This is a genomic window from Kaistia sp. UC242_56 (assembly GCF_044452255.1).
GTDB classification, from domain to species: domain Bacteria; phylum Pseudomonadota; class Alphaproteobacteria; order Rhizobiales; family Kaistiaceae; genus Kaistia; species Kaistia defluvii_A.
In genome coordinates this window covers 3999082-4021344 of sequence record NZ_JBIOAN010000002.1, presented here as the reverse complement: position 1 = coordinate 4021344, position 22263 = coordinate 3999082, and the positions used below count along the sequence as shown (strand labels likewise).

Here is a 22263-nt window from a genome sequence, read left to right as displayed (position 1 = left end):
CTCAGGCCTCCAACGACGCGGCGACAAGTTCGGCGATATCGAGGATTTCCGGCCGCTTGCCGACGACGCCTTCCAGCATCGCCGTGCAATTGGGACAGGCGACGGCGATGATGCCGGCACCCGTTTCGCGCGCATCGTCGACGCGGATATCGGGTATCCGCCTCTTGCCGGGTATGTCCGTCAGCGGCGCGCCGCCGCCGCCGCCACAGCAGCGGCCGCGCAGGCCGGATCGCTCCATCTCGCGCACCGCCACGCCCATACCGGCGAGCAGGGCGCGCGGCGCGTCGATCTCGCCATTATAGCGGCCGAGATAGCAGGGGTCGTGATAGGTGATCGGCCGAGGATCCTCTCGAGCGCCGAGTGTCAGCGCGCCGCTGCGCGTCAGTTCTGCCAGCAGGGTCGTGTGGTGCAGCACGGCGTAGCGCCCGCCCAGCGCGGGATATTCGTTGCGAAGGCTGTTCAGCACATGCGGGTCGGCTGTGACGATCCGCTTGAAATCGAGGCTGTCGAGCGTCGCGATATTGGCCTTCGCCAGGGTCTGGAACGTCGCCTCGTCGCCGAGCCGGCGGGCGGTGTCGCCCGTATCGCGTTCCAGCGTGCCGAGCAGGGCGAAGTCGACCTTGGCCGCCTTCAGCGATCGGACCAGTGCGCGCAGCGTGCGCTGATAGCGCATGTCGAAGACGCCTTCGCCGGCGACCAGAAGAATGTCGATTGCCTCGCCGGGCTGCGCCTGTCGCACATCGAGATCGACCGCCCAGTGGGGCCGCGCCGCATGGGGAAAGCCGCCGACCGTGCCGGTCTCGCGCAGATGGGCGAGGGTTTCCGGCCCCTTGCCGGGGATGTCGCCATGCGCCAGCGTTTCGAAGCGGCGCAGATCGACGATGGCGTCGACATGCTCGATCAGCATCGGGCATTCCTGCACGCAGGCGCGGCAGGTCGTGCAGGACCAGAGCGTCTCCGGCGCCACCAACGTTGGCAGGATGGCCGCGTTCGGCGCGCCAAAATGCTTGCCGATCGGAAGCCCCGGCGAGGGACTGCCGGCATAGGCGGCGTCGCTGCCGCCCGTCATGCCGACGACGAGATCCTGGATCAGCTTCTTAGGGTTGAGCGGCTGGCCGGCGGCGAAGGCAGGGCAGGCCGCCTCGCACTTGCCGCACTGGACGCAGGCGTCGAAGGAAAGCAACTGGTTCCAGCGGAAATCGGCCGGCTTCTCGACGCCGAAATCGCCCGCCTGAATGTCCAGAAGCTTCAGGCCCGTGGAGGGATGGGTGAAGCGCTCGGGGCGGGGATGGAGGCCCATATGCAGCAGCCCGGCAACGGCATGCTTCATCGGCCCGCCCGTGCCGATACCCAGCGCCAGTTCGGCCGTGCCGGCGAGAAGGAAAAGCAGGATGAGCGCCGCGAAGCCCGCGACCAGGCCGGAAACGGGCAGGCTCGCGCCGGTGATCACGCCGAGCAGGACAAGCCCGAGCGCGAAGGCGGCGAGGCTGTAGGGCAGGCGGCTCCAGGCGCCCCGGGACAGCCGCGCTGGCGGCTTGCGGCGACGGAGCCAGACGAAGACGCTGCCCGAAAGCATGATGAGGGCGGCGATCGCGATCAGCCAATCGAGGCCGGGCGAATAGAGCAGCAGGCCGTAATTGATGCCGACCAGCACCAGCGCGGCGATGGCGCCGCCCGCCACGGCCATGTGCGTTCGGGCGATATAGGGATCGCGCGCTACGATATGGTGCAGGTCGACGAAATAGCGCTTCGGGATGGCGAGCAGGCCGAGCCAGTTCACGCGGGCCTTCCGGCCCTTCCGCCACAGCCCGGCCCGCCGCCACACGCCGACGATGAGGACCAGGACGGCAAGCCAGAACAGGATCGTGACCGCGCCGGCGAGCGGAAACACTGTCAAAAATCCTTGCAAAGGCGCAGCGCATCATAGATCGCGCCGTGGATGTTGTGCTGGGAGATGCAGTCCCCGACCCGGTAGAGCAGATAGTGGTCGCCGGACAGGTCTTCGGCAAGGGCGGGCTGCGGCTCCGCCGCGAAGAGCCGGGCGACATCGATCTGGCCGCGGTTGAGCGAGCCTTCCTTCAACTCCCAATAGAGCCCGTCATTCGGCAGGATGCCGTTCTCGATGACGACCTGATCGACGGCGCGCTCCTCTAGCGCCTCGGTATATTCGTTGCGCAAGACGGCGATCTTGTTGTCGCCCTCGGCATAGACGCGGTCGAGCCAGTGGTTCGGCGTCATCACGACGTCCATCGCATAGAGGCGGCGATAGAAGATCGGGAAGGTCGTGCCGCCGACATCGTCGGCGATCTTCACGTCGGGCGTCACGATCTCGACCGTGCTGCCGCGCGTCGCCAGAAAGTCGGCGACGCCCGCGCCGGCATGGGTGCTGACGGCGTCGTAGACGAGGACGTTCCTGGCCGGCTCGACGCGGCCGGAGAGAATGTCCCACGAACTGACCGCCAATCCGTCCGCCACGCCCCAGCCCGCGACATCGCCGCTATGGCTCGCCCCGCCCGTGGCAAGCACCACAATGTCCGGCTGCTCGCCCAGGATCATCGCGGCCGTCGCCTCCGTGCCCATGCGCCGGTCAACGCCGAGGCGTTTGGTCTCCATGTCGAACCAGCGGACGATGCCGGCCATCTGTTCGCGCTGCGGCGCCTTGGCGGCGAGATTGATCTGGCCGCCGACGGCCTCATTCCGTTCGAACAGCACGACTTCATGCCCGCGAGCCCGGGCGACGCGGGCCGCCTCCAGCCCGCCCGGCCCGCCGCCGACCACCACCACCTTGCGGATCGGGCCGGTCGAGCGGGCGATGACATGCGGCATGGTCGCTTCGCGCGAGGTGGCGGCGTTCTGGACGCAGAGCACGTCATGGCCATTATACTGCCGGTCGATGCAGTAATTCGCGCCGACGCATTGCTTGATCTCGTCCTCGCGACCGTCGCGGATCTTCTCGACCATATGCGGATCGGCGATCTGCGCCCGCGTCATGCCGACGAGATCGACCATGCCGCCGGCAAGGATGCGCTCGGCCTGTCCGGCGTCGCGGATGCTCTGCGCATGCATGACGGGAATCGTGACCACGGATTTGATGCCGGCGGCGAGATGCACGAAGGGTTCCGGCGGCAGCGCCATGGGCGGCATGCAGTTCGCCAGCGTGTTGTGCGTATCCGCGCCGGAGCCGATGACGCTCAGATAATCGATCAGCTTGGTCTCGCTCATCGCCTGCGCGATCTGCTTCAGCGTCTCGTGGTCGAGCCCGTCCTCGTGGAACTCGTCGCCGCACATGCGCAGGCCCACGCAGAAATCCGCACCCACTGCTTCGCGAACCGCCGTCAACACCTCGATGCCGAAGCGCATCCGGTTTTCGAGGCTGCCGCCGAACTCGTCGCTCCGACGGTTGGTGCGCGGGCTCCAGAACTGGTCGATCAGGTGCTGGTGCGCCGCCGAGATCTCTATGCCGTCGAGACCGGCGGCCTGGACGCGCTTCGCAGCTTTGGCGAAATCGCCGACGATGCGGCGGATTTCCTCGATTTCGATGATCTTGGCATTGCCGCGATGCACCGGTTCGCGGATGCCGGACGGGGTCATCAGATGCGGCCAGTGCTCGCCATGATAGGAGGATCGGCGCCCCATATGAGTTCGCCTGGATCATGATCTTCGCGCCATGCCGGTGCATGGTTTCGGCGAGCCGGGCGAGCGGATCGATGACGGCGTCGGTGGAGAGATTGACCGATTTCCACCAGCCCTGCGGGCTGTCGATCGAGACCGGGCTGGAGCCGCCGCAGATCGCCAGGCCGAGGCCACCCCTGGCTTTTTCCTCGTAGTAGCGGATGTAGCGATCGCCCGGCAGGCCGCCGGGCTCGGCACAGACCTCGGCATGCGCCGTCGAGACGACGCGGTTGCGGATCGTGACCTGGTTGAGCGTGATCGGCGAGAGCAGATGCGGGTAGCGCATCAGGCGGCCATCGGCATGACGCGGAAGGTACAATGCGCATGGCCCTCGGCGGCGCACTGCGTTTCGCGGCTGACCGTCCGGTAGTCGCGGCCCTCGCTTTGCCCGACCCAGTCCATCGCGCCGGCGAACCAGCCTTCGAACATGTAGCAGAGCCGGCCCGTGACGCCCGGCTGCTGCAGCACGAAGGACGAGTGCCAGAGCGCGATCTCGGCCTCGCCGGTGGCGGGATCAGCCGAGAGGAAGGCGAACTGGCCCCAGCCGCGCTGCGACAGACGCTTCAGATAGTGCTCGAACACGGCGAGACCCTTGAGGCCATGCGTCTTCGCCTCCTTGTCGCACCAGAAGAATGCGGATTTGTAGCCGGCCGGGTAGAGGATCTCGGCATAGCGGTCGCGGCCAAGCGCGGCTTCCACGGCGAGGTGGTTGTTGGTGAAGAAGTGGCGCGGCACATAGAGCATCGGCAGGCCGTCCGTCCTCCAGACGCCGGTCTCCTCGTCGACCTCGATAGGCAGGAGCGGCTGCATCATGCGCCCCAGACGGTTCGGAAGGTCCGCAGCCAGTTGCCGCCGATGATCTTCTCGATCCGGGACGCGCTCCAGCCGGCCTTTTCCATCGCCGTTGTCAGGTTCGGCCATTCGCCGATGGTGCGGATGCCTTCCGGGTTCAGCACGGTGCCGAAATCGGTCAGGCGGCGGTGGCGGCCCTTGTCATGGGTGATCCAGTCGAAGAAGGCGCGGTCATAGCCTTGCGTGAAATCCGTGCCGACGCCGACATTGTCCTCGCCGACGATGTTGGCGACATAGTCGATCGCCTCGACATAATCGTCGACCGTCGCCTCGGTGCCGCGCTTCAGGAAGGGCGGGAACATGGTGACGCCGACGAAGCCGCCATGATCGGCGATGAATTTCAGCTGCTCGTCGCTCTTGTTGCGCGGATGCGCCTTCAATCCCGAGGGCAGGCAATGCGAATAGGTGACGGGCTTTTTCGACTCGAGGATCGTCTCTTCCGATGTCTTGGCGCCGACATGCGAGAGGTCGATCAAGATGCCCACGCGGTTCATCTCCGCGACGACTTCGCGGCCATAGCCGGAAAGGCCGCCATCGCGCTCGTAGCAGCCCGTGCCGATCAAATTTTGCGTGTTGTAGCAAAGCTGTACGACGCGCACGCCCTGGTCGGCGAAGGCCTCGACATAGCCGAGATTGTCCTCGAAGGCGGCGGCGTTCTGGAAGCCGAGGATGATGCCGGTCTTGCCGTCCGCCTTCGCCTTCACGATGTCCTCGGCCGAACGGATCAGCGTCAGGATATCGGCATTGTCGCGGATCTCCCGCTTCATGGTTGCGATGTTGTCGACGGTCGCCTGGAATCCTTCCCAGACCGATACGGTGCAATTCGCGGCCGAAATCCCGCCTTTCCGCATGTCCTCGAAGACGGAACGGTCCCATTTCGAGATGATCAGCCCGTCGATGACGAGGCTCTTGTCGTGCAGCGCGCTCATGGATCCCCCGGATACCGGCTCCCTCATCTCTCTCATCGCTCGACCACCAGGTCGCTGGTCGGTCTGGCGCAACAGAGCAGCGTCATACCGGCGTCGATCTCGCGCTGGCGGATGCCGCCCTGGTGCTTCAATTCGACCGTGCCGGAGACGAGCTTCGACTTGCAGGTGCCGCACAGGCCCTTGGTGCAGGAAGAGGGCAGGCGGACACCGGCGCGGCGGGCCGCTTCGAGCACCGGAACGCCTTCCGGACAGTCGATGACGCGGCGGGTCTTCGAAAACTCGACGCGATAGACCTTTCCGACTGGCATTGCGGCCTCGGCTTCGAGCACGGCCTCCTGTTCGGCGCCGGAAAGCTTGGCGAAATCAAAGCTTTCCTCGTGATGGCGGGTCATGTCGAAGCCGGCATCGGCGAGCATGGCGCGGACTGCCGCCATGAAGGGGGCCGGGCCGCAGACGAAGATCTCGCGTGTTAACCAGTCGTTAGCCATGAGGTGCAGGATTGGTAACGTCAGCCGGCCGCGATAGCCGCCCCAGGCTTCGCTGCCGCTGTCGGCCTCGCAGACCGCGGCGAAGCGGAAGCTTTTCGACTGCCGCGCCATCGTCTCCAGCTCGCTGCGAAAGATGATGTCGACGGGCGAGCGGGCGGCGTGGACGAAGACAATGTCGCGCGGTTCGGCGAGGTCGTGGAAGGTGCGCGCCATCGACATCAGGGGGGTGATGCCGCTGCCGCCGGAGAGAAACAGGTATTTCTCCGCCGGATGGTTCAGGCAGCTGAACTCGCCCATCGGGCCGATCGCCTTGACGGTCGCGCCGGGCTTCAGATGGTCGTGCAGCCAGTTCGAGACCGGGCCGCCGGGCACGCGCTTGACGGTGATCGAGACGAGGTTGGGGCGGGTCGGTGCCGAGGAGATCGTGTAGCAGCGATGGATCGCTTCGCCGTCGATGTCGAACTCGAAGGTCAGGAACTGGCCGGGCCGGTAGGCGAAGCGATGCGGCAGGCGGGGGGCGAGCAGGAACGTCTTGACGTCATGCGTCTCGTCGCGGACGGCGCGGCAGACGAGGATGTCGTCGCTCTCGCCGGTCCAGACCGGGCCGCCCTCCAGAAAGCGGGCGACCGGGTCCTGCAGCAGGGCGCCATTGCCATCCGCCATCGTCACCGCCCGAGATGCGCGGCCATGCGGCCGACATACCAGCGACAGAATTTCTCGACGAGGAATTCGGTGTGCGGCGAGTAGGGGCCGGGCTCGTAGGCCGGGCTGCGCGCGCCCTGCTGGGCATAGCCGACCAGGGCGCTGTCCTGTGCGTTGGTGGCGCTCCAGACCTCGGTCAGGTTGGCGAGATCGTAGTCGACGCCCTCGACCGCATCCTTGTGCACAAGCCATTTCGTGCGCACCCGCGTCGTGCCGGCATCGATCGGCATCACGCAGAAGGTGACGATGTGGTCGCTCATGAAATGGTGCCAGGAGTTCGGCTGCGTCCAGAACGACAGCGCGCCGTGATTGGCGCGGGTGAACTGGCCGAGCAGCTTGCGGCTCGCGCGCTTGGTGTCGAGCGTATGCGCCTCGCCGGCGCCGTCGAGCGGCAGCCGCTCGGTGCGGAAGCCGGTGATGCGGCTGTCGAGCCGCTCGATCTCGCGCGAGGGCAGGCCGCTTCCCTCCCAGACGGCGTGGCTGTCGCGCACCAGGCAGGCATAGCGCTCGGCCTGGGCGCGGTCCTGCTCGTCCATCTCGTCCGGCGCGAAGCCGAAGCCATAGGCGAAGAGCGGCACGGTCAGTTCGGGATGATTGCCGGCGCAGTGGTAGCACTCGCGATTGTTCTCCATCGCGAGCTTCCAGTTGCCCTGCTCGATGATGTCGCTCTCGAAGGCGATCTTGGTGTTGGCGATGTCGTGCGGGGCGATATAGGGGCCCATCTCGCGCGCCATCTCGTCGAAATCCTCCGGCGGCTCGTCGGCGAGGCAGAGGAAGATCAGCCCTTGCAGCGAGCGGACATGCACCCGCTTCAAACCGTGGCAGGTCCGGTCGAATTCAGCGCCCATATGCTCGGCATGGATCAGTGCGCCGGAGAGGTCGTAGGTCCAGGCGTGGTAGCGGCAGACGATGTTGCCGACGGTGGTCTTCTCGTCATGCAGGATGCGCGCCCCGCGATGGCGGCAGACATTGTGGAACGCCTGGATGCCCATGTCGTCGTCGCGCACGACGATGACCGAATAGCGGCCGATATCGACCGTCATCGCGTCGCCGGGCTCCGGCACGTCCGGTTCGACCCCGACATAGATCCAATGGCGGCCGAAGATCAGCTCCATGTCGGCGGCGAAGATCTCCGGACTGACATAGAAGGGCGCATCGAGGCTGTGCCCGGGCCGGCGATTACGGATCAGCGCCTTCAGCGGTTTTTCGGGACTGTCGAGCATCGGCTCAGCTTTCGTGAAGGCGGACCCTGGGTCCCGCTCATTCTGCTACCCGTCCTGCCGTCCCATGCGTGCCGGAACGACATCTTCTCGCCGGAAGGCGACACGCTCAATCGCCATGAAAGTCCCGCGCCGCTTCCAGCAGGAAGCCGTGCACATAGGGGGCGAAGGAGCGCCAGCATTCGACCCGGTAGGTCGGCGCGTCATCCTCGCGGATCAGCACGATTTCCGCCTTGCCGAGCAGGGTGCGGGTGGCGAAGCCAGATGGGAACGCGGCAGCCGACAGGTCGAGCGGGCAGCCGGCATTGAGCACGTCGGCGGCATTGGCGCCGCGAACCGCGAGGCCGACATTGCGGTGGCTGATCTCGACCAGCGCATGGAACCTGTCGCCGAAAGCTTCGGCGACTTCGGCGGCGATGGCGTCGGCGTCCGCCGTGTCGCCGATCAGCAGCCACTCGTCCGGGCCGAGCCGTATCGACCGGCGCGGACCCGGCGAGGCGCGGTTGATGGCGAGGTCGAGCGGGAAGCCGGCCACCGCGCCCAGTTCGGCGGCCAGCGCCGGCCGCAGCCGCAGCGCGAAGCGGGCGGCGTCGGGGAGCGGCGCGATCTCCGGTGTTCCAGTCGAGGCGGACGCGGTCAGCGCCGCGGCGCGGGTGGCCCTGGCGATGGTCTCAAGCATGAACGCGCTCTCCCGTGGCATCGAAGAAGGCCGGCGCTGTTACCGTCGCCTTGGTGAAGCTGCTCGGCGTCGTCACGAAGACCTCGCTGCCGATGCGCGCGCGGCCGCCCTCGACCAGCGCCAGCGCGATCGAGCGGTCGCAGGCCGGGCTCCAATAGCTCGAGGTGACATGGCCGAGCGCATGGATCGGGATCGGCTGGTCGCGGTCGGCGACGATCTGCGCGCCCTCGTCGAGAAGGAGGGTGGGGTCGTCGGCCAGGATGCCGACCAGTTGCTTGCGGCCGGGCGCGACCAGATCCGGACGTGCCAGCGAACGCTTGCCGACGAAATCCGGCTTTGCCTTGGCGATCATGCCGGCAAGGCCGAGATCGTCCGGCGTGACGGTTCCGTCGGTTTCCTGGCCGATGATGACGAAGCCGCGCTCGGCGCGCAACACATGCATGGCCTCGGTGCCATAGGGCGTCAGGCCGAACGCCGCGCCTCGTGCAAAAATCGCTTCCCAGACCGCGCGGCCATAATCGGCGGGCACGTTGATCTCGAAGCCGAGTTCGCCGGTGAACGATACGCGGAACAACCGTGTCGGCACGCCGCAGATGAAGCCGGTTCGGACGGCCATATGGGGGAAGGCGTCATTGGAAAGATCGATGCCGGCAAGCAGCGGCGCGATCAGCTCGCGCGCCTTCGGGCCCTGCACGGCGATGACGGCGAACTGCTCGGTGGTCGAGGTCAGGAAGACCTCCAGCTCCGGCCATTCGGTCTGGAGATAATCCTCCATATGCGCGAGCACGCGCGGCGCGCCGCCGGTGGTGGTGGTGACGTGGAAGCGGTCGGGCGCCAGCCGGGCGACGACGCCGTCGTCGAGGATGTAGCCATCCTCCTTCAGCATCAGCCCGTAGCGGCAGCGGCCGGGTTCGAGCTTCAGCCAGCCATTGATATAGATGCGGTTCATGAACTCGGCCGCATCGGGGCCGACGACCTCGATCTTGCCCAGCGTGCTGGCGTCGAAGATGCCGACATGCTCGCGCACCGCCGCGCATTCGCGCGCGACCGCCTCGCGCATGTCCTCGTCGCCGCGTGGAAAATACCAGGCGCGCTTCCAGAGCCCGACATCCTCGAACCGCGCGCCCTGTTCCTCGGCCCAGCCATTGATCGGCGTTTTTCGCTCGGGGTCGAACAGCGCATCGCGCGACGGGCCGATCAGCGTGCCGAAGGTGACCGGCGTATAGGGCGGCCGGAAGGTGGTGGTGCCGACCGCCGGCAGGGGCTTGTCCAGAATGCCGGCGACGATGCCGAGCGCGTTCATGTTCGAGCTCTTGCCCTGGTCCGTCGCCATGCCTGTCGTGGTGTAACGCTTGACGTGCTCGACGGATTCGAAGCCCTCGCGGACGGCGAGGTGGATATCTTTCGCGGTCACGTCGTTCTGGAAATCGATGAACGCCTTGATGCGAGCGGGATCGGCATCGGTGGGCAGCACGCGAACCGGCCAGAAGCCGGTCGGCGTCGGCGTGGCCGTGAAGGTGCGGCTGCCGCTGTTTCCGGCGGCGGCGCTGCCGGCGGCAAAGCCTTCGGCGAGGATCTCGCTGAGATCGTAGCGGCCATTGGCGGCGCCGGCCGAGCGGGTTGCCTGGACCGGTTGATCCGGCACGAAGGCATCGAGCGCCGGATCGAAGCGCAGCTTGCCGCGCGACTGCGAGAACAGATGCACCGAGGGCGTCCAGCCGCCCGACATGCCGACGCAATCGGCGGCCACGATTTTCCGCGCGCCGATCTTGCCTTCCGGGGACACCGGCGCGACGGCGAGGCCGGTGACGCGCCTGGTGCCGGTCGCGGCCAGGACGGTGTGGCCCGTCAGGGCCGTGACGCCCTTTGCGCGCAGCGCGGCCAGTTCCGGCCCGCAATCGCTTTCGGGCCGGATATCGACCAGCGTCACGTCGAGCCCGGCATCGGCGGCGTCGAGCGCCGCCGCATAGGCCGAGGCGCCGTTAGTGACGAAGACGATCCTGCGGCCGGGGGCGACGGCATAGCGGTTGACGAAGGCGCGCACGCTTTCCGCCAGCAGGATGCCGGGACGGTCATTGTCGGCGAAGACCAGCGGCCGCTCATGCGCGCCGGTCGCCAGCACAACCTCGCCGGCGCGGACCTGCCACAGTCTTTCGCGCGGCAGGTGGGCGGGGGCGTCTGCGAGATGGTCGGTGATGCGTTCGGCGAGCGCGACGTGATTGTGGTTGTAATAGCCGAAGGCGGTGGTTCGCGGCAGCAGCGTGACGTTGCTTCGCGCGCGCAATTCGGCAAGCGCTTCCGCCATCCATTCCTGCGCTGCCTTGCCGTCGATGAGCGAGGTCCGGTCGTGCAGCAGCGTGCCGCCCATCTCCGCCTGCTCGTCCGCGAGGATGACGCGCTTGCCCGTCTCCGAGGCGGCGAGCGCCGCCGCGAGGCCGGCCGGGCCGCCGCCAACCACCAGCACGTCACAATGGGCGTGGCGGTTGGCGTAGCGGTCGGCATCCGGCTCGGTCGGCGCCCGGCCGAGACCGGCGGCGGCCCGGATCTTCGGCTCGTAGACGCTGTCCCAGAACCGGCGCGGCCACATGAAGGTCTTGTAGTAGAAACCGGCGACGAAGACGGGCGACAGCACGTCGTTGATCGCGCCGACGTCGAATTCGAGCGACGGCCAATGGTTCTGCGAGTGGGTGACGAGACCTTCGCGGGCTTCCGCCACCGTGGCGCGGTTGTTCGGGTCGATCTTGCCGGGGCCGCGATCGACCGAAAGCAGCGCGTTCGGCTCATCCGAGCCATGGCTGAGGAAGCCGCGCGGCCGGTGATATTTGAACGAGCGGCCGACGAAATGGATGTCATGCGCGATGAGCAGCGAGGCGACGGTATCGCCGGCAAAGCCCGTCAGAGTCCTGCCATTGAAGGCGATCGAGACGGGCTTCGACCGGTCGATGCGGCCCCCCCGGGGCAGGCGGTTGCGGCCGGCCATCAAAGGCTCCCTCCGCCGGCCGGCTTTTCGCCCATCCTGTAGCTCTCCAGGATGCGGTCGCTCACCGTGTCGCGCAACGCATTGAACCAGCGCTGGCAACCATGCGCATGGTTCCAGCGCTCGGCCATCAGGCCCTTCGGATTGGTCCGGTAGAACAGGAATTCGGCCCAGGCCTGATCGTCGACCACCTGGGGATCGCGGGGACGGGCGATATGTGCCTCGCCGCCGCCGCGAAATTCGATCTCCGGCCGGTCGCCGCAATAGGGGCAGGGAATGAGCAGCATGGTCGGGCCCCTAATGCGCGACGGCGGCGGCGGCCGCTTCGTCGATCAGCCGTCCGGTGCGGAAGCGATCGAGGGTGAAGGGCGCGTTGATCGGGTGCGGCTCGCCCTTGGCGATGGTCCAGGCGAAGACGTTGCCGGAGCCGGGCGTCGCCTTGAAGCCCCCAGTACCCCAGCCGCAATTGACGTAGAGGCCGGGGATCGGCGTCTTGCCGATGATCGGCGAGCGGTCGGGCGTCACGTCGACGATGCCGCCCCAGCTCCGCAGCATCCGCATCCGCGAGAATTGCGGGAACAGTTCGCAGATCGCGTCGAGCGTATGGATCGGAATGTGCAGCCCGCCCTGCTGGCTATAGGAGATGTATTGGTCAGTGCCGGCGCCGATCACCAGTTCGCCCTTGTCGGATTGGGAGATGTAGGCGTGCACGGCGTTCGACATCACCACGCAGGGAAAGACCGGCTTCACCGGCTCGGAAACCAGCGCCTGAAGCGGGAAGCTTTCGAGCGGCATACGCAGCCCGGCGCGCGCCATCACCACGCTGGTGTGGCCCGCGGCGACGACGCCGACACGCTTTGTGGCGATGAAGCCCTTCGAGGTCTCGACCCCGGCGATCGCGCCGCCGGCATCGCGGCGGAAGCCGGTGACCTCGCAATTCTGGATGATATCGACGCCCATCGCGTCGGCGCCGCGCGCATAGCCCCAGGCAACCGCGTCATGCCGCGCCACGCCGCCGCGCCGCTGCAGGGCCGCGCCGACGATCGGATAGCGCAGGTCGGGCGAGATGTTGAGCGGCGGGCAGAATTCCTTCGCCTCGTCCGGCGTCAGCCATTCGTTGTCGATGCCGGCCAGGCGGTTGGCATAGACATGGCGCTTGAAGCTCTGCACGTCGTGGCTGTTATGCGCCAGCATCAGCACGCCGCGCTGCGAATACATGACGTTGTAGTTGAGTTCCTGCGACAGCCCGGCCCAGAGCTTCATCGCATGCTCGTAGATCGCCTCGCTCTCCTCATAGAGGTAGTTGGAGCGGATGATCGTGGTGTTGCGGCCGGTATTGCCGCCGCCGAGCCAGCCCTTCTCGATCACCGCGATATTGGTGAGGCCGTGTTCTTTCGCGAGGTAATAGGCGGTGGCGAGGCCATGGCCGCCGCCGCCGGCAATGACCGCGTCATAGGCCGCCTTCGGCTCGGGCGTGCGCCATTGCCGCTCCCAGCCCTGATGGGCGTTGAAGGCTTCCGAGATCAGCGATTTCAGCGAGAAACGGCGCATGGGGAACCCCGATTACCGGCCGAGCTTGGCGCGAAGCCAGCGGCCGATCTGGCGCGATAGCGACGCGAATTTGAGGTTTTGCGACGGCGCGCCGCCTTCCTTCGACCTGCTCCAATTCCAGGGTGTATTGACGCCGTTCCCGCGGGCGGGGATCATCGATTCCGGATCCGGCAAGACTTCGAAAAATTCAACAAGACTTCGAAAAATCGGGCAGCCGGCAGGGAAATCGTCATGCAGAAGCCGGTCGAGAGATCGACGATGCCCGTGTCGCTGATGCCGGTCGCCGAGGCGCCGCGCGTCTATGGCTTCATGCTGGCGCCGCAGTTCTCGATGATCGCCTTCACCTCGGCGATCGAACCGCTGCGGCTGGCCAACCGCGCCGCCGGACGCGCGCTCTATGAATGGCGGCTCTATTCGCCGGATGGCCGGGCGATCGAGGCGTCGAACGGCGTCGCCGTCGCGGTCGATGGCGCCTATGCCGAGGCGGGCGGGCTGGCGGCGGCGATCGTCTGTGCAGGGCTGGATGTCCAGACCCATGGTCATCGCGAGCTGATGGCGGTGCTGCGCCGGCTGGCTTCGTTTGGCGTCGGCATCGGCGCGGTCTGCACGGGAACATACGTACTTGCAAAGGCGGGCCTGCTGGATGGGCATGCGGCCACGATCCACTGGGAGAACTTCTCCAGCCTGGCCTCGGAATTTCCGGATCTCGATCTGAGCCAGGAACTGTTCGAGATCGACCGCAACCGCTTCACCTGCGCCGGCGGCACGGCGGCAGTCGACATGATGCTGTCGCTGATCGCCGGGCATCACGGCGTCGACATCGCCACCGAGGTCACCGACCAACTGATCCACCACCGAGTCCGCGACGCCGCCGAACGACAGCGGATGGATCTGCGCGCCCGGCTCGGCGTCGCTCATCCGAGGCTGCTCGCCGTGGTGGCGCTGATGGAGCAGGCGATCGAGCGGCCGCTCACCTGCCAGGAACTGGCGGCGAAGGCGGGCTGCTCGACGCGGCAGCTGGAGCGGCTGTTTCACAAATATCTCGGACGCTCGCCGACCCGGCACTATTTGACCATCCGGCTCGAACGGGCGCGCGAATTGCTGCGCCAGACCAGCCGGCCGATCCTCGCCATCGCGGTCGAATGCGGCTTCGTCTCGGCCTCGCACTTCTCGAAAAGCTATGTCGAGCATTTCGGCCGGACGCCCCGCGCCGAGCGCAACGCGCTGCGCAGCGGAATCCCCGTGCGCGCCGCCAGCTAGTTTTTCGCGCCCTCGTCGGCCTCTCCCGGCCACCTATATCGGAACGGGTGCCCCATCCGCGCGTTGCGGACGAAACAGACATGAGAGGAGATCGACATGAGACACGCATCCCTGGCGCTCGCAGCGTCGATCGCAACGCTGGCGCTGGCGGTCCCCGCGCAGGCGCAGGACGCCGACAGCATGACCTTTTTCGTCACGAGCGCCGGCTCGGTCAAAGGCGCGGATCTGGGCGGGCTCGATGGGGCGGACACGATCTGCCAGACGCTCGCCACCAAGGTCGGCGCCGGCAAGCGCGCCTGGCATGCCTATCTCTCGACGCAGGAAGCCGATGGCAAGCCGGCGGTGAATGCGCGCGACCGCATCGGCAAGGGGCCCTGGCAGAACGCCAAGGGTGTCGTCATCGCCAAGGACGTCACCGAGCTGCACAGCGACGCCAACAATCTGAACAAGGAGACCGCGCTGACCGAAACCGGCGCCACGGTGAACGGCCGCGGCGACATGCCGAACACCCATGACATCCTGACCGGCAGCCAACCGGACGGCACCGCCTTCCCGCCCGGCGAGGACAAGACCTGCGGCAACTGGACGAAAGGCGGCGTCGATGGCGCGGCCATGCTCGGCCACCATGACCGGATCGGCATCAACGACAGCGCGCCGATGAAATCCTGGAATTCGTCGCATCTGACGCGGGGCGGCTGCAATCAGGCTGCCTTGCAGAGCACCGGCGGCGCCGGGCTGCTCTACTGCTTCGCCACGAACTAGGCGCGATGCCGAAACGTCGAGGCGATCACGCTTCGTGATGGTGGGTGAGTGGTCGCGTTCGGCGGTTGGCTAGAAGGGAGCGCACTCTGGCCGCGCCTAGCAGCTATCGCGCTGGCACCTCGCCCCGCGCGGACGTCTCTTCAAACGGGGATCGCGAGGGCCGGCGGGTCAGTCTGCCTCGGCCTGCCGGTGGCAGCTGCTGCCGGGGGGCAAGGCGGATGGCTCGGTCAGGTTGTTGAACAGCAAGGCATCGGCAGCCTGTCGCAGCGACTTCTGGACGGCGGGGTCGTCGGCCTGAGCGGCAAGCTCAAGGCACTCCATCGCTTGTTTTTCGCGATCGGAGATCATTGGCGTTCCTCCTCTTTCGGTAGGCGGGAGCGCAATTCTCTCTCAGCCACTGGCAGCCGAGGCCTCTATGCCAATGGTGCAGTAAGTATGGAGTCCAAAGCGATGAAAGTACAGACCGAGCGAATCAGTTTGTAAGGGATCGCATCAATGGCGGGTGCCAGAATGGTTCAAAATTTGAACTTGTTCGATCTTGGGAATGAGTTCGCTGTCGTAGATCTGGCGCTGATCTTCGTCGAGAGCGGTGACGCCATTCTCGATCACCAGCTTGATGATGCGGTGTGCGTTGGAGCGCCGGCCGATCTGACCTTCATCCACCAAACGATCCAAGGCTGCTGTGAGAAAAATTCGTCGCGACATATTCCGACCACCCTGTCGAGAAGAACCGGAATAAAGAATCTGCCTCCTTCGAGATTCGGTCAAGCGGTGGTATGGAACCGTTCTGGGCCATTCTCCCTCATCCACAACAAGTTGGGCGATTGCGTCGCATCGACCGTTGACGGATTTTCGTGTCGATGCCTCATGCAAACCAGTCATATGTCGGTCGGAACGAAGGATAGCATTGATGAACAAGAAACTTACGGCGCTGCGGGCTCGTCTGGTCGAAGCACAGCAGAAGCTGATCACCCAGGCGGTGGATGCCGGCGGGCTGCCGACCGATGGCGCGCTGCGCAAGATCTCCGATCTTGAGAATGCGATCATGGCCGTCGAGCACATGATGGAAGACGTCGGCCACGGCAAGGGCTGAGCCGAGCCGCGTTCTAACGTGCGAAGCGGGCTGCAGCGTCGCGCCGGTTCTCGTTACAGCCGATGTCGTCCCCGAAGCGCGGCTGCCCCCGGCGCGCCGCTTCGAGGGCGCCAGCTTTAATCGATACGGCGGGCGAGGCGTTTCGGCGCGATCAGGCGATAGCTTCGCTCAAGCAGCGCCGCGATCTCGGCCCAGTCAGGATCGTCGTCGACGCGGATGCCGACCCATCCCCTGTGACCCAGATAGGGCGGCACGAAGAACCGGTCGGGATCGGCACCCACCAGGATCGACTGGCTGCTATCCGGCGCCTTGAGCCAGACCGAGGCGCGGCCATCGCCGCGCTTGAGCATGGCGAAGATCTTGCCGCCGACGCGAAAGGTCGGATCGCCCCACGCCTCCTGCTCGGCCGCGTCCGGCAGGGCCAGGCAGAGTTTCCGCACTCGATCGATCGGCTGGTCCGGCACGATGGCGCGCTCCGGCGTTCGGATCAACGTTCGCCCAGATAGCTGAACAGGGTCTGCTTCCACCAGTCGCTATGGACGTTGTCGAGCAGGGCGACGTCGATATTCTTGCGCAGTGGGCTGCCCAGTGGCAGGCCGATGCCATAATTCTGCGGGTCAAAGACGATGTCGAGCACCTGGATCGACGACGAATAGTGCTGCAGCACAATCCAGGCCAGCAGCGGCTTGTCATAGACGAAGGCGTCGATTTCGCCGGCCTTCAATGCCTTGAGGCCGTCCTCGGCGGAAGCATAGCCCCGATATTTGATGCGCTGGGTCTTCAGATAATCGACGCTCGAGCTATCCGAGATGGCACCAACCCGGATCGACGCCAGATCGTTCACATTGGTGACGATCCCCTGCAGGGCGCTGGTGGTCAGCGCCGAGGTAACGCCCGCCGTGAATACGGCGATGGCGATGATCGAGACGGCCATCCAGAGAATGGCGAGCGACCGTCCGGCGAGCGTAATCGGCGTGTGGACACCCGTGCTGGCCTGCGTCATCGCCTCGGCCGACCACCAGATCGACGCCCCGATGCCGCGCGCCCCGCCGAAATGCTCGTTGCGGCGGCGCTCGAACACCCAGATCAGGAAGCCGACCAGCAGCGCCAGGCCGATCAGCGCGCCGACGGCCTGCAGGAAGCCGAGCGACAGCATGGAGCGGAGGATCACCGTCCAGCGCGACCCCTCGGTGAGCGAGACGGCGATGCCGAGGCCGGTGCGATAGAAGGGCTGGCTGAAATCGAGGATCTCGGCACGCGGGCCGGTAATCGTCAGCGCCGCGACGGCGGCGTCATATTTGCCGGAGGCCGTGCCATCAATCAGCGCTTCGACGGTCCGTTCCTCGGCGAGGCGATATTTGACGCCGAGCTTGTCGGCGATGCGCTGCCACAAGTCGATGCTGATGCCGGTCCAGACGCCGTCGGTGCCCTTGATCGCGAAAGGCGCGGCCTGCTTGGTGCCTATGACGAGTTCGCGGGCCGGGCCCGGGGCCTCCTGAGCCGAGGCGCCTGCGATCCCCAGCGCCAGCCAGAGGCCTGTCAGTAGCGAGAAGAGGACCCTGAGCATCGCCGGTCACCATTTCCTGGATCGGCATGCGAAGACGCGGCCGATCTCCCGCCCGGTTCTAGCGAAAGCGGTCAGGATATCCAGTGCCTTTATGGCGTCAACGCCCGCTCGAAAAGCGGCGCGATGGCTTCGTTTTCTTCAGGAAAGCTACCGCGCTGTCGATAATTGGCCCCGCCGTGACTCCGACAGGAGCACGACACACCAAGCGCCGCCTGGCGGGTGCCCAATCCCGGCCTTGCACCATGACCTCGAAACGTCCGCGCCTGAGGGTCGTATCCGGGCCGGTGTGGTCGTTTCGGGCTCGCTCATCAGAAAGCGATGCGGCATTATTATATTCAACGATTCGAGGACTATGTCCCTAACCTTGAACACCCCCGGAGAAGGTCAGTGTTGTTTCCCCGATTTCGCTCCAAGGAACGCGATGTTCGCAGCGACGTCGAGCGTCTGACCTTGGTGCAGAATTCCATTACCAAGGTAATTGGCGAGGTCGAGCAGGAATTGGCGGGCCTGACAGCCCGGATCGAGGATGCCCGCGCGCGCGCGGCCTTTCTCTATGGCGACATGATCGAGGGCGAGTCCGACGACAATGCCCGCGACGCCGCCATCCTTGCCGATGCGGAGCGGATCCTCGTTCGCGGCGATCGCCGGATCGAGGAGATCCACCACAATCTGTCGTTTCTGGTCGACCTGCGCCACCGCATGACGGCGGAGACCGAGCGGCTGCAGGCCTACGCTGCCGAGGGCGAGTAGAAACTGCTGCAGTCCGGCCCCGGCCGGAGCCGGGACCTTGTCCTGTCGTTGGGGTTCAGTCGACCCGGCCGCGTGCCGCGACGGCGATGGTTTCGACGACGTGGTCGCCCGACACCAGATTGACGTGATCGAACAGGTTCGAGACGGGGCAGGCGTGGTTGGGCAGGATGCGTAGCCGCTCGCCGACCTCCGGCTTCTCCGCCGAGGCCGAGAAGTCGATGTTGCCGTGTTCCTCGCTGAGGCCGTATATCACCGCGTCGGGATAGCCGAGCACCATGCCGTAGCCGTTCTGGCCCAGCAGGTCGCTGGTCAGCGCCTTGGAGCCGGCGTCGATGATGGCGCGGTCCTCGGTCGGGCGGCTGACGACGGTGACGAGCACGTTGAGTGCGCACTCCTCGACAGTCGCCACGCCGCGCGAGACCAGCGAGCGATCGTAATAGATGTAGGTGCCCGGGCGGTATTCGGTGGCGATCGTCGTCTCATGCGCCCGCCAGATGTCCGGCGTGCCGCCGGTCGATATCGTCCTGGCGGGCAGGCCGGCGGCGGCCAGCTTCTCCGCGGCTTCTTCCAGCCATTTGCGCGCGCCGGCGGCGTCGCCAGCCGGCGGATAGGTCATCAGCCCGCCGAAGACGAGGCCGCGCTTGCTGGCGATCAGGCGGGCGAGGGCAACCGCATCATCCGGCGTCTGCACGCCGCAGCGGCCCGCGCCGGTATCGCATTCGACCAGCACGGAGAGCGGCGCGTCGGCGCTGTCGGCGAAGGTCTCGGCATAGCCTTCGACGACGAAGGCGCTGTCGGCGGTAACGGCCAGCGTCACGCGTTCGGCCAGTTGCTTCAGGCGGTAGAGCTTTTCCGGCGCCAGGATGTTGTAGGGCAGGAAGATGTCCTCGATGCCCGCGTCCGCCATGACCTCGGCCTCGCCGAGCTTTTGGCAGGTGATGCCGATGGCGCCCAGTTCGAGCTGGCGCTTGGCGAAGAAGGGCAGCTTGTGGGTCTTGATATGCGGCCGCAGGCGGACGCCGTGTTCATCGGCGAAATCCTGCGCCTTCTGGAGGTTGGCGTCGGCCCGGTCGAGATCGACCAGGACGCAGGGGGTCTGGAGCGTATCGATATGTCTCGGCATGATGTCCTCGCCATGTCGCCGGCCGGCGAATGGATGTTGATGAAGGCCCGGTCCGTCAGAATACGTCGCGGATAAAGCGCAGATTGCCTGCCGTCAGTCCGGCATCGACGGGGAGCGCCACGCCGGTGATCGCGCCGGCGAGCGGCGAGGCCAGGAAGACGGCGGCGTTGGCGACGTCGGCGGGCGTCGTCAGCCGGCCCAGCGGATAATGCTGCACCACCTTGGTCAGAAGGCTCGGATCCTTCTCCATGCGGTGATCCCAGGCCGGCGTGCGAACCGAGCCGGGGCAGATGCAGTTGGCGCGGATGTTGTCGCGGCCGTTTTCCACGGCGATCGACCGCATATAGGCGACGAGGCCGGCCTTGGCCGCGGCATAGGCCGGGTTGCCGTAGTGGGCGAGCGCATTGACGGTCGAGGTCATGACGATCGAGCCGCCGCCATTGGCGATCATCGCCTTCAGGGTCGGGTCGATCAGGTTGAAGCTGCCGGTCAGGTTGATGTCGACTTCCTGGTTCCAGGACTGCTGGTCGACGGCGTCCATCGTCTCGGCCCGGGTATAGCCGGCATTGCTGACGAGGACGTCCGGCGTTCCTTGCTCGGAGACGATGGTCGCCACCGCGCGCGCTGTCTCCTCGGCATCGGTCAGCTCGAAGACGAACTTCACAACGCCGTCCAGGGCTTCCAGCAGCGACGCGTCGCGGTCGCAGGCCGTCACCCGCGCGCCGGCGGCCAGAAAGGCGGAAACGAGGGACCGGCCGATGCCGCCACCCGCGCCGCTGATCACCACATGCTTGTCTTCCAGACCGAACATCGCCGTTCCTCCATGTGCAGCAAGGCTCGACCGGATCGGTGGACAAAGCAACGGGTGCGACGCCCGAATTTGCTGCTTTCCTGTCGATAATGCAGGCGAATTCCTTTAGCTTGCCGCCGCTACACAGCGCTGATCTATCGCCCGCCCGCGGGCGTTCCACATGGCAGAAGGGGCTTGTTACATGAGCAAATTGAAGATCGTCTATGGGGCATCGCATGTGCCGCTTTCGCCGGCCGTGCGCGCGGGCGATTTCGTCTATGTCTCGGGCCAGGTGCCGACCGATTCCACCGGCACCGTCGTGGCCGGCGGCATCGAGGCGCAGACGAAGCAGACGCTCGAAAACGTCAAGGCCGCGCTGGCGCTGGCCGGCTGCACCATGGACCAGGTGGTGAAGACCTTCGTCATCATCACCGACGCGCGCGATTTCGGCGGCTTCAACAAGACCTACGCCACCTTCTTCCCGAAAGACCCGCCGGCCCGCACCACGGTCGAGGCCCGGCTGATGATCGACATCAAGGTCGAAATCGAAGCGATCGCCTACGCTCCCCAGAGTTAAGCGGCCATGCGTGGCTCCGGCGTGATCGGAGCCACGCCTTGCGCGCCGCCGCACCCCGCCTTGTCAGTCCGCGACCCTCGGCATGCGCCGCCGAGCGGCTGGTTGTGGACGCGCTTCCGCTATCGCAGATTCCGCCAAATCGGGCTGGTTTGGGCCCTCCGCCAGCAGTTCCCATCGAAAGGCGGAGCATCCTTCACGCTTCCTGAGCGTTGCAGTGACGCGTAGCGCCCAGGAGAGCTCGGCCAAAAGGGTCAGCCCAGAGCGCGGAAATGGCAGGATAGAACATGACGCTTGAGGAATTATATCGGCTGCTCCGGAGTGGTCATATCCAGACCCAAGCGATCGTCGATACCCTCCATGAGCCCCTCATCGTGCTGGATAAGGCCTTCACGGTCTGCAATGCCAATCCCGCCTTTTATCGAACCTTCGGCACCGACATGGACGGCACAATCGGGCACAGCCTGTTCGAGCTCGGCAACGGCCAGTGGGACATTCCCGAGCTGCGCACGCTGCTCTCGGACGTCGTGCCCAAGGCTTCGGCGATCGTCGGCTACCAGGTCAACCATGATTTTCCGGGCCTCGGCGAGCGGTCAATGTGCGTCACGGCACGGCAGCTTGCGATCCCCGGCAACAGCAGCACGCAAATGCTGGTGGTGTTCGAGGATGTGACGGACCGGCAAAGGGCGGAGGCGCGCAAGGACATCCTGATCGCGGAGACGCGGCACCGGATGAAGAACCTGATCGCCACGGTGAAGGTGATCGCCCGGCAGACGGAAGTCGCTGGGGTGACCGGGGCCGAGTATCGCGACCGTTTTCTGGGACGGGTCGATGCCCTGCTGATCGCGCAGGACTTCATCTCGGCAAGCGGGGCGAATGCGGACCTCGCCGCGCTCATCGACCAATGCCTGTCGCCGGTCGCCGGGGAGCGGACCGACCTGGTCGCCAGCCCGGCGGTCAGCTTGTCGGAAAACCAGGTGCTGCCCCTGTCGATGATCCTGCATGAGCTGGCGGTCAACGCGCTCAAATACGGCGCCCTGGCTGGCGATGGCGTCATTCGAGTCAAATGGAATACGGAACTGGAAGAGGGAAGCCGGCGTTTGGTCTTGCAGTGGCAGGAAGTGGGAGGTCCCCCGGTGGCTCCGCCGAAACACATAGGCTTTGGGACCCGTCTCATTGACTACAGCATCAAGGCAGAGGGTGGCAGTGCGATCTTTCATCACGATCCCGAGGGATTGCGTGTGGAGATAACCTTGCCGATACAGCAGTAGGTA

General features: G+C 66.0%; 21 protein-coding genes and 1 pseudogene. 6 read left to right on the top strand and 16 right to left on the bottom strand.

From position 1 onward, the window contains the following. Position 1: 1 nt before the first annotated feature. From ACHMWQ_RS21685 to ACHMWQ_RS21640, 10 genes and pseudogenes are all read right to left on the bottom strand, one after another. The gene (locus ACHMWQ_RS21685; RefSeq protein WP_396309051.1) at positions 2 to 1897 is read right to left on the bottom strand and encodes a (Fe-S)-binding protein; all 1896 of its coding nucleotides are present in this window, start codon (positions 1895 to 1897) and stop codon (positions 2 to 4) included. Next, a pseudogene (locus tag ACHMWQ_RS21680) lies at positions 1894 to 3958 on the bottom strand (FAD-dependent oxidoreductase). Before ACHMWQ_RS21680 ends, ACHMWQ_RS21685 begins: the two are co-directional and overlap by 4 nt. Then, a complete protein-coding gene (locus tag ACHMWQ_RS21675; protein WP_396309050.1) occupies positions 3958 to 4485 on the bottom strand; it encodes a DUF5943 domain-containing protein in 528 nt (175 codons plus the stop codon). Before ACHMWQ_RS21675 ends, ACHMWQ_RS21680 begins: the two are co-directional and overlap by 1 nt. Beyond that, complete coding sequence (locus ACHMWQ_RS21670) at positions 4482 to 5480, bottom strand: dipeptidase (protein WP_396309509.1); 999 nt, start codon at positions 5478 to 5480, stop codon at positions 4482 to 4484. The genes ACHMWQ_RS21675 and ACHMWQ_RS21670 overlap by 4 nt, the downstream gene beginning before the upstream one ends. 5 nt (positions 5481 to 5485) lie before the next feature. Next, positions 5486 to 6604 (bottom strand): 2Fe-2S iron-sulfur cluster-binding protein, encoded by a 1119-nt coding sequence (locus ACHMWQ_RS21665; RefSeq protein ID WP_396309049.1) that lies wholly within the window; start codon positions 6602 to 6604, stop codon positions 5486 to 5488. Positions 6605 to 6606: 2 nt separating this feature from the next. Beyond that, on the bottom strand, positions 6607 to 7866 hold the full coding sequence (locus ACHMWQ_RS21660) for an SRPBCC family protein (protein WP_396309048.1): 1260 nt from the start codon (positions 7864 to 7866) through the stop codon (positions 6607 to 6609). Positions 7867 to 7972: 106 nt separating this feature from the next. Further along, positions 7973 to 8542: a sarcosine oxidase subunit gamma gene (locus ACHMWQ_RS21655; RefSeq protein WP_396309047.1), complete on the bottom strand. Its 570-nt coding sequence runs from the start codon at positions 8540 to 8542 to the stop codon at positions 7973 to 7975. Then, positions 8535 to 11522 (bottom strand): sarcosine oxidase subunit alpha family protein, encoded by a 2988-nt coding sequence (locus tag ACHMWQ_RS21650; protein WP_396309046.1) that lies wholly within the window; start codon positions 11520 to 11522, stop codon positions 8535 to 8537. Before ACHMWQ_RS21650 ends, ACHMWQ_RS21655 begins: the two co-directional genes overlap by 8 nt. After that, a complete protein-coding gene (locus tag ACHMWQ_RS21645; protein WP_396309045.1) occupies positions 11522 to 11806 on the bottom strand; it encodes a sarcosine oxidase subunit delta in 285 nt (94 codons plus the stop codon). The genes ACHMWQ_RS21650 and ACHMWQ_RS21645 overlap by 1 nt, the downstream gene beginning before the upstream one ends. A gap of 10 nt (positions 11807 to 11816) precedes the next feature. Further along, complete coding sequence (locus ACHMWQ_RS21640) at positions 11817 to 13070, bottom strand: sarcosine oxidase subunit beta family protein (protein ID WP_396309044.1); 1254 nt, start codon at positions 13068 to 13070, stop codon at positions 11817 to 11819. A gap of 231 nt (positions 13071 to 13301) precedes the next feature. On the opposite strand from ACHMWQ_RS21640, the gene ACHMWQ_RS21635 reads away from it, so the two are divergent. Beyond that, positions 13302 to 14330 (top strand): GlxA family transcriptional regulator, encoded by a 1029-nt coding sequence (locus tag ACHMWQ_RS21635; protein WP_396309043.1) that lies wholly within the window; start codon positions 13302 to 13304, stop codon positions 14328 to 14330. 96 nt (positions 14331 to 14426) lie between these two features. Then, positions 14427 to 15092 carry a hypothetical protein gene (locus ACHMWQ_RS21630; protein ID WP_396309042.1) on the top strand — a complete coding sequence of 222 codons (666 nt, stop codon included), beginning with the start codon at positions 14427 to 14429 and terminating at the stop codon, positions 15090 to 15092. A gap of 168 nt (positions 15093 to 15260) precedes the next feature. Here ACHMWQ_RS21630 and ACHMWQ_RS21625 read toward each other — a convergent pair whose 3' ends face one another. Continuing rightward, positions 15261 to 15440 carry a hypothetical protein gene (locus tag ACHMWQ_RS21625; RefSeq protein ID WP_396309041.1) on the bottom strand — a complete coding sequence of 60 codons (180 nt, stop codon included), beginning with the start codon at positions 15438 to 15440 and terminating at the stop codon, positions 15261 to 15263. Positions 15441 to 15584: 144 nt separating this feature from the next. Continuing rightward, the gene (locus ACHMWQ_RS21620) at positions 15585 to 15797 is read right to left on the bottom strand and encodes a hypothetical protein (protein ID WP_354550868.1); all 213 of its coding nucleotides are present in this window, start codon (positions 15795 to 15797) and stop codon (positions 15585 to 15587) included. Between the two features lie 205 nt (positions 15798 to 16002). Here ACHMWQ_RS21620 and ACHMWQ_RS21615 point away from each other — a divergent pair, with 205 nt between their 5' ends. Beyond that, positions 16003 to 16185 (top strand): hypothetical protein, encoded by a 183-nt coding sequence (locus ACHMWQ_RS21615; RefSeq protein WP_354550867.1) that lies wholly within the window; start codon positions 16003 to 16005, stop codon positions 16183 to 16185. A 116-nt stretch (positions 16186 to 16301) separates the two neighbouring features. Here the strand turns inward: ACHMWQ_RS21615 and ACHMWQ_RS21610 are convergent, their stop codons facing one another. Further along, on the bottom strand, positions 16302 to 16676 hold the full coding sequence (locus ACHMWQ_RS21610; RefSeq protein ID WP_396309040.1) for an MmcQ/YjbR family DNA-binding protein: 375 nt from the start codon (positions 16674 to 16676) through the stop codon (positions 16302 to 16304). Further along, on the bottom strand, positions 16673 to 17752 hold the full coding sequence (locus ACHMWQ_RS21605) for a transporter substrate-binding domain-containing protein (RefSeq protein WP_396309039.1): 1080 nt from the start codon (positions 17750 to 17752) through the stop codon (positions 16673 to 16675). The genes ACHMWQ_RS21610 and ACHMWQ_RS21605 overlap by 4 nt, the downstream gene beginning before the upstream one ends. Positions 17753 to 18139: 387 nt before the next feature. Here ACHMWQ_RS21605 and ACHMWQ_RS21600 point away from each other — a divergent pair, with 387 nt between their 5' ends. Further along, positions 18140 to 18502 carry a hypothetical protein gene (locus ACHMWQ_RS21600; protein ID WP_396309038.1) on the top strand — a complete coding sequence of 121 codons (363 nt, stop codon included), beginning with the start codon at positions 18140 to 18142 and terminating at the stop codon, positions 18500 to 18502. Between the two features lie 55 nt (positions 18503 to 18557). On the opposite strand, the gene ACHMWQ_RS21595 is transcribed toward ACHMWQ_RS21600, so the two are convergent. Next, positions 18558 to 19625, bottom strand: a complete 1068-nt coding sequence (locus tag ACHMWQ_RS21595) for a D-TA family PLP-dependent enzyme (protein WP_396309037.1) — start codon at positions 19623 to 19625, stop codon at positions 18558 to 18560. Positions 19626 to 19680: 55 nt separating this feature from the next. After that, on the bottom strand, positions 19681 to 20436 hold the full coding sequence (locus ACHMWQ_RS21590; RefSeq protein WP_396309036.1) for an SDR family oxidoreductase: 756 nt from the start codon (positions 20434 to 20436) through the stop codon (positions 19681 to 19683). A gap of 181 nt (positions 20437 to 20617) precedes the next feature. Here ACHMWQ_RS21590 and ACHMWQ_RS21585 point away from each other — a divergent pair, with 181 nt between their 5' ends. Both ACHMWQ_RS21585 and ACHMWQ_RS21580 read left to right on the top strand, forming a co-directional pair. Then, a complete protein-coding gene (locus ACHMWQ_RS21585) occupies positions 20618 to 20992 on the top strand; it encodes a RidA family protein (RefSeq protein ID WP_354550859.1) in 375 nt (124 codons plus the stop codon). A gap of 284 nt (positions 20993 to 21276) precedes the next feature. Beyond that, positions 21277 to 22260, top strand: coding sequence for an HWE histidine kinase domain-containing protein (locus ACHMWQ_RS21580; protein WP_396309035.1), 984 nt, complete (start codon positions 21277 to 21279; stop codon positions 22258 to 22260). Positions 22261 to 22263 lie beyond the last annotated feature (3 nt).

Coding starts and splice junctions, on each gene's coding strand:
- ACHMWQ_RS21675 (WP_396309050.1), bottom strand. CDS start 4,485: ATGATGCAGCCGCTCCTGCCTATCGAGGTCGACGAGGAGACCGGCGTC.
- ACHMWQ_RS21670 (WP_396309509.1), bottom strand. CDS start 5,480: ATGAGGGAGCCGGTATCCGGGGGATCCATGAGCGCGCTGCACGACAAG.
- ACHMWQ_RS21665 (WP_396309049.1), bottom strand. CDS start 6,604: ATGGCGGATGGCAATGGCGCCCTGCTGCAGGACCCGGTCGCCCGCTTT.
- ACHMWQ_RS21660 (WP_396309048.1), bottom strand. CDS start 7,866: ATGCTCGACAGTCCCGAAAAACCGCTGAAGGCGCTGATCCGTAATCGC.
- ACHMWQ_RS21655 (WP_396309047.1), bottom strand. CDS start 8,542: ATGCTTGAGACCATCGCCAGGGCCACCCGCGCCGCGGCGCTGACCGCG.
- ACHMWQ_RS21650 (WP_396309046.1), bottom strand. CDS start 11,522: ATGGCCGGCCGCAACCGCCTGCCCCGGGGGGGCCGCATCGACCGGTCG.
- ACHMWQ_RS21645 (WP_396309045.1), bottom strand. CDS start 11,806: ATGCTGCTCATTCCCTGCCCCTATTGCGGCGACCGGCCGGAGATCGAA.
- ACHMWQ_RS21640 (WP_396309044.1), bottom strand. CDS start 13,070: ATGCGCCGTTTCTCGCTGAAATCGCTGATCTCGGAAGCCTTCAACGCC.
- ACHMWQ_RS21635 (WP_396309043.1), top strand. CDS start 13,302: ATGCAGAAGCCGGTCGAGAGATCGACGATGCCCGTGTCGCTGATGCCG.
- ACHMWQ_RS21630 (WP_396309042.1), top strand. CDS start 14,427: ATGAGACACGCATCCCTGGCGCTCGCAGCGTCGATCGCAACGCTGGCG.
- ACHMWQ_RS21625 (WP_396309041.1), bottom strand. CDS start 15,440: ATGATCTCCGATCGCGAAAAACAAGCGATGGAGTGCCTTGAGCTTGCC.
- ACHMWQ_RS21620 (WP_354550868.1), bottom strand. CDS start 15,797: ATGTCGCGACGAATTTTTCTCACAGCAGCCTTGGATCGTTTGGTGGAT.
- ACHMWQ_RS21615 (WP_354550867.1), top strand. CDS start 16,003: ATGAACAAGAAACTTACGGCGCTGCGGGCTCGTCTGGTCGAAGCACAG.
- ACHMWQ_RS21605 (WP_396309039.1), bottom strand. CDS start 17,752: ATGCTCAGGGTCCTCTTCTCGCTACTGACAGGCCTCTGGCTGGCGCTG.
- ACHMWQ_RS21595 (WP_396309037.1), bottom strand. CDS start 19,625: ATGCCGAGACATATCGATACGCTCCAGACCCCCTGCGTCCTGGTCGAT.
- ACHMWQ_RS21590 (WP_396309036.1), bottom strand. CDS start 20,436: ATGTTCGGTCTGGAAGACAAGCATGTGGTGATCAGCGGCGCGGGTGGC.
- ACHMWQ_RS21585 (WP_354550859.1), top strand. CDS start 20,618: ATGAGCAAATTGAAGATCGTCTATGGGGCATCGCATGTGCCGCTTTCG.
- ACHMWQ_RS21580 (WP_396309035.1), top strand. CDS start 21,277: ATGACGCTTGAGGAATTATATCGGCTGCTCCGGAGTGGTCATATCCAG.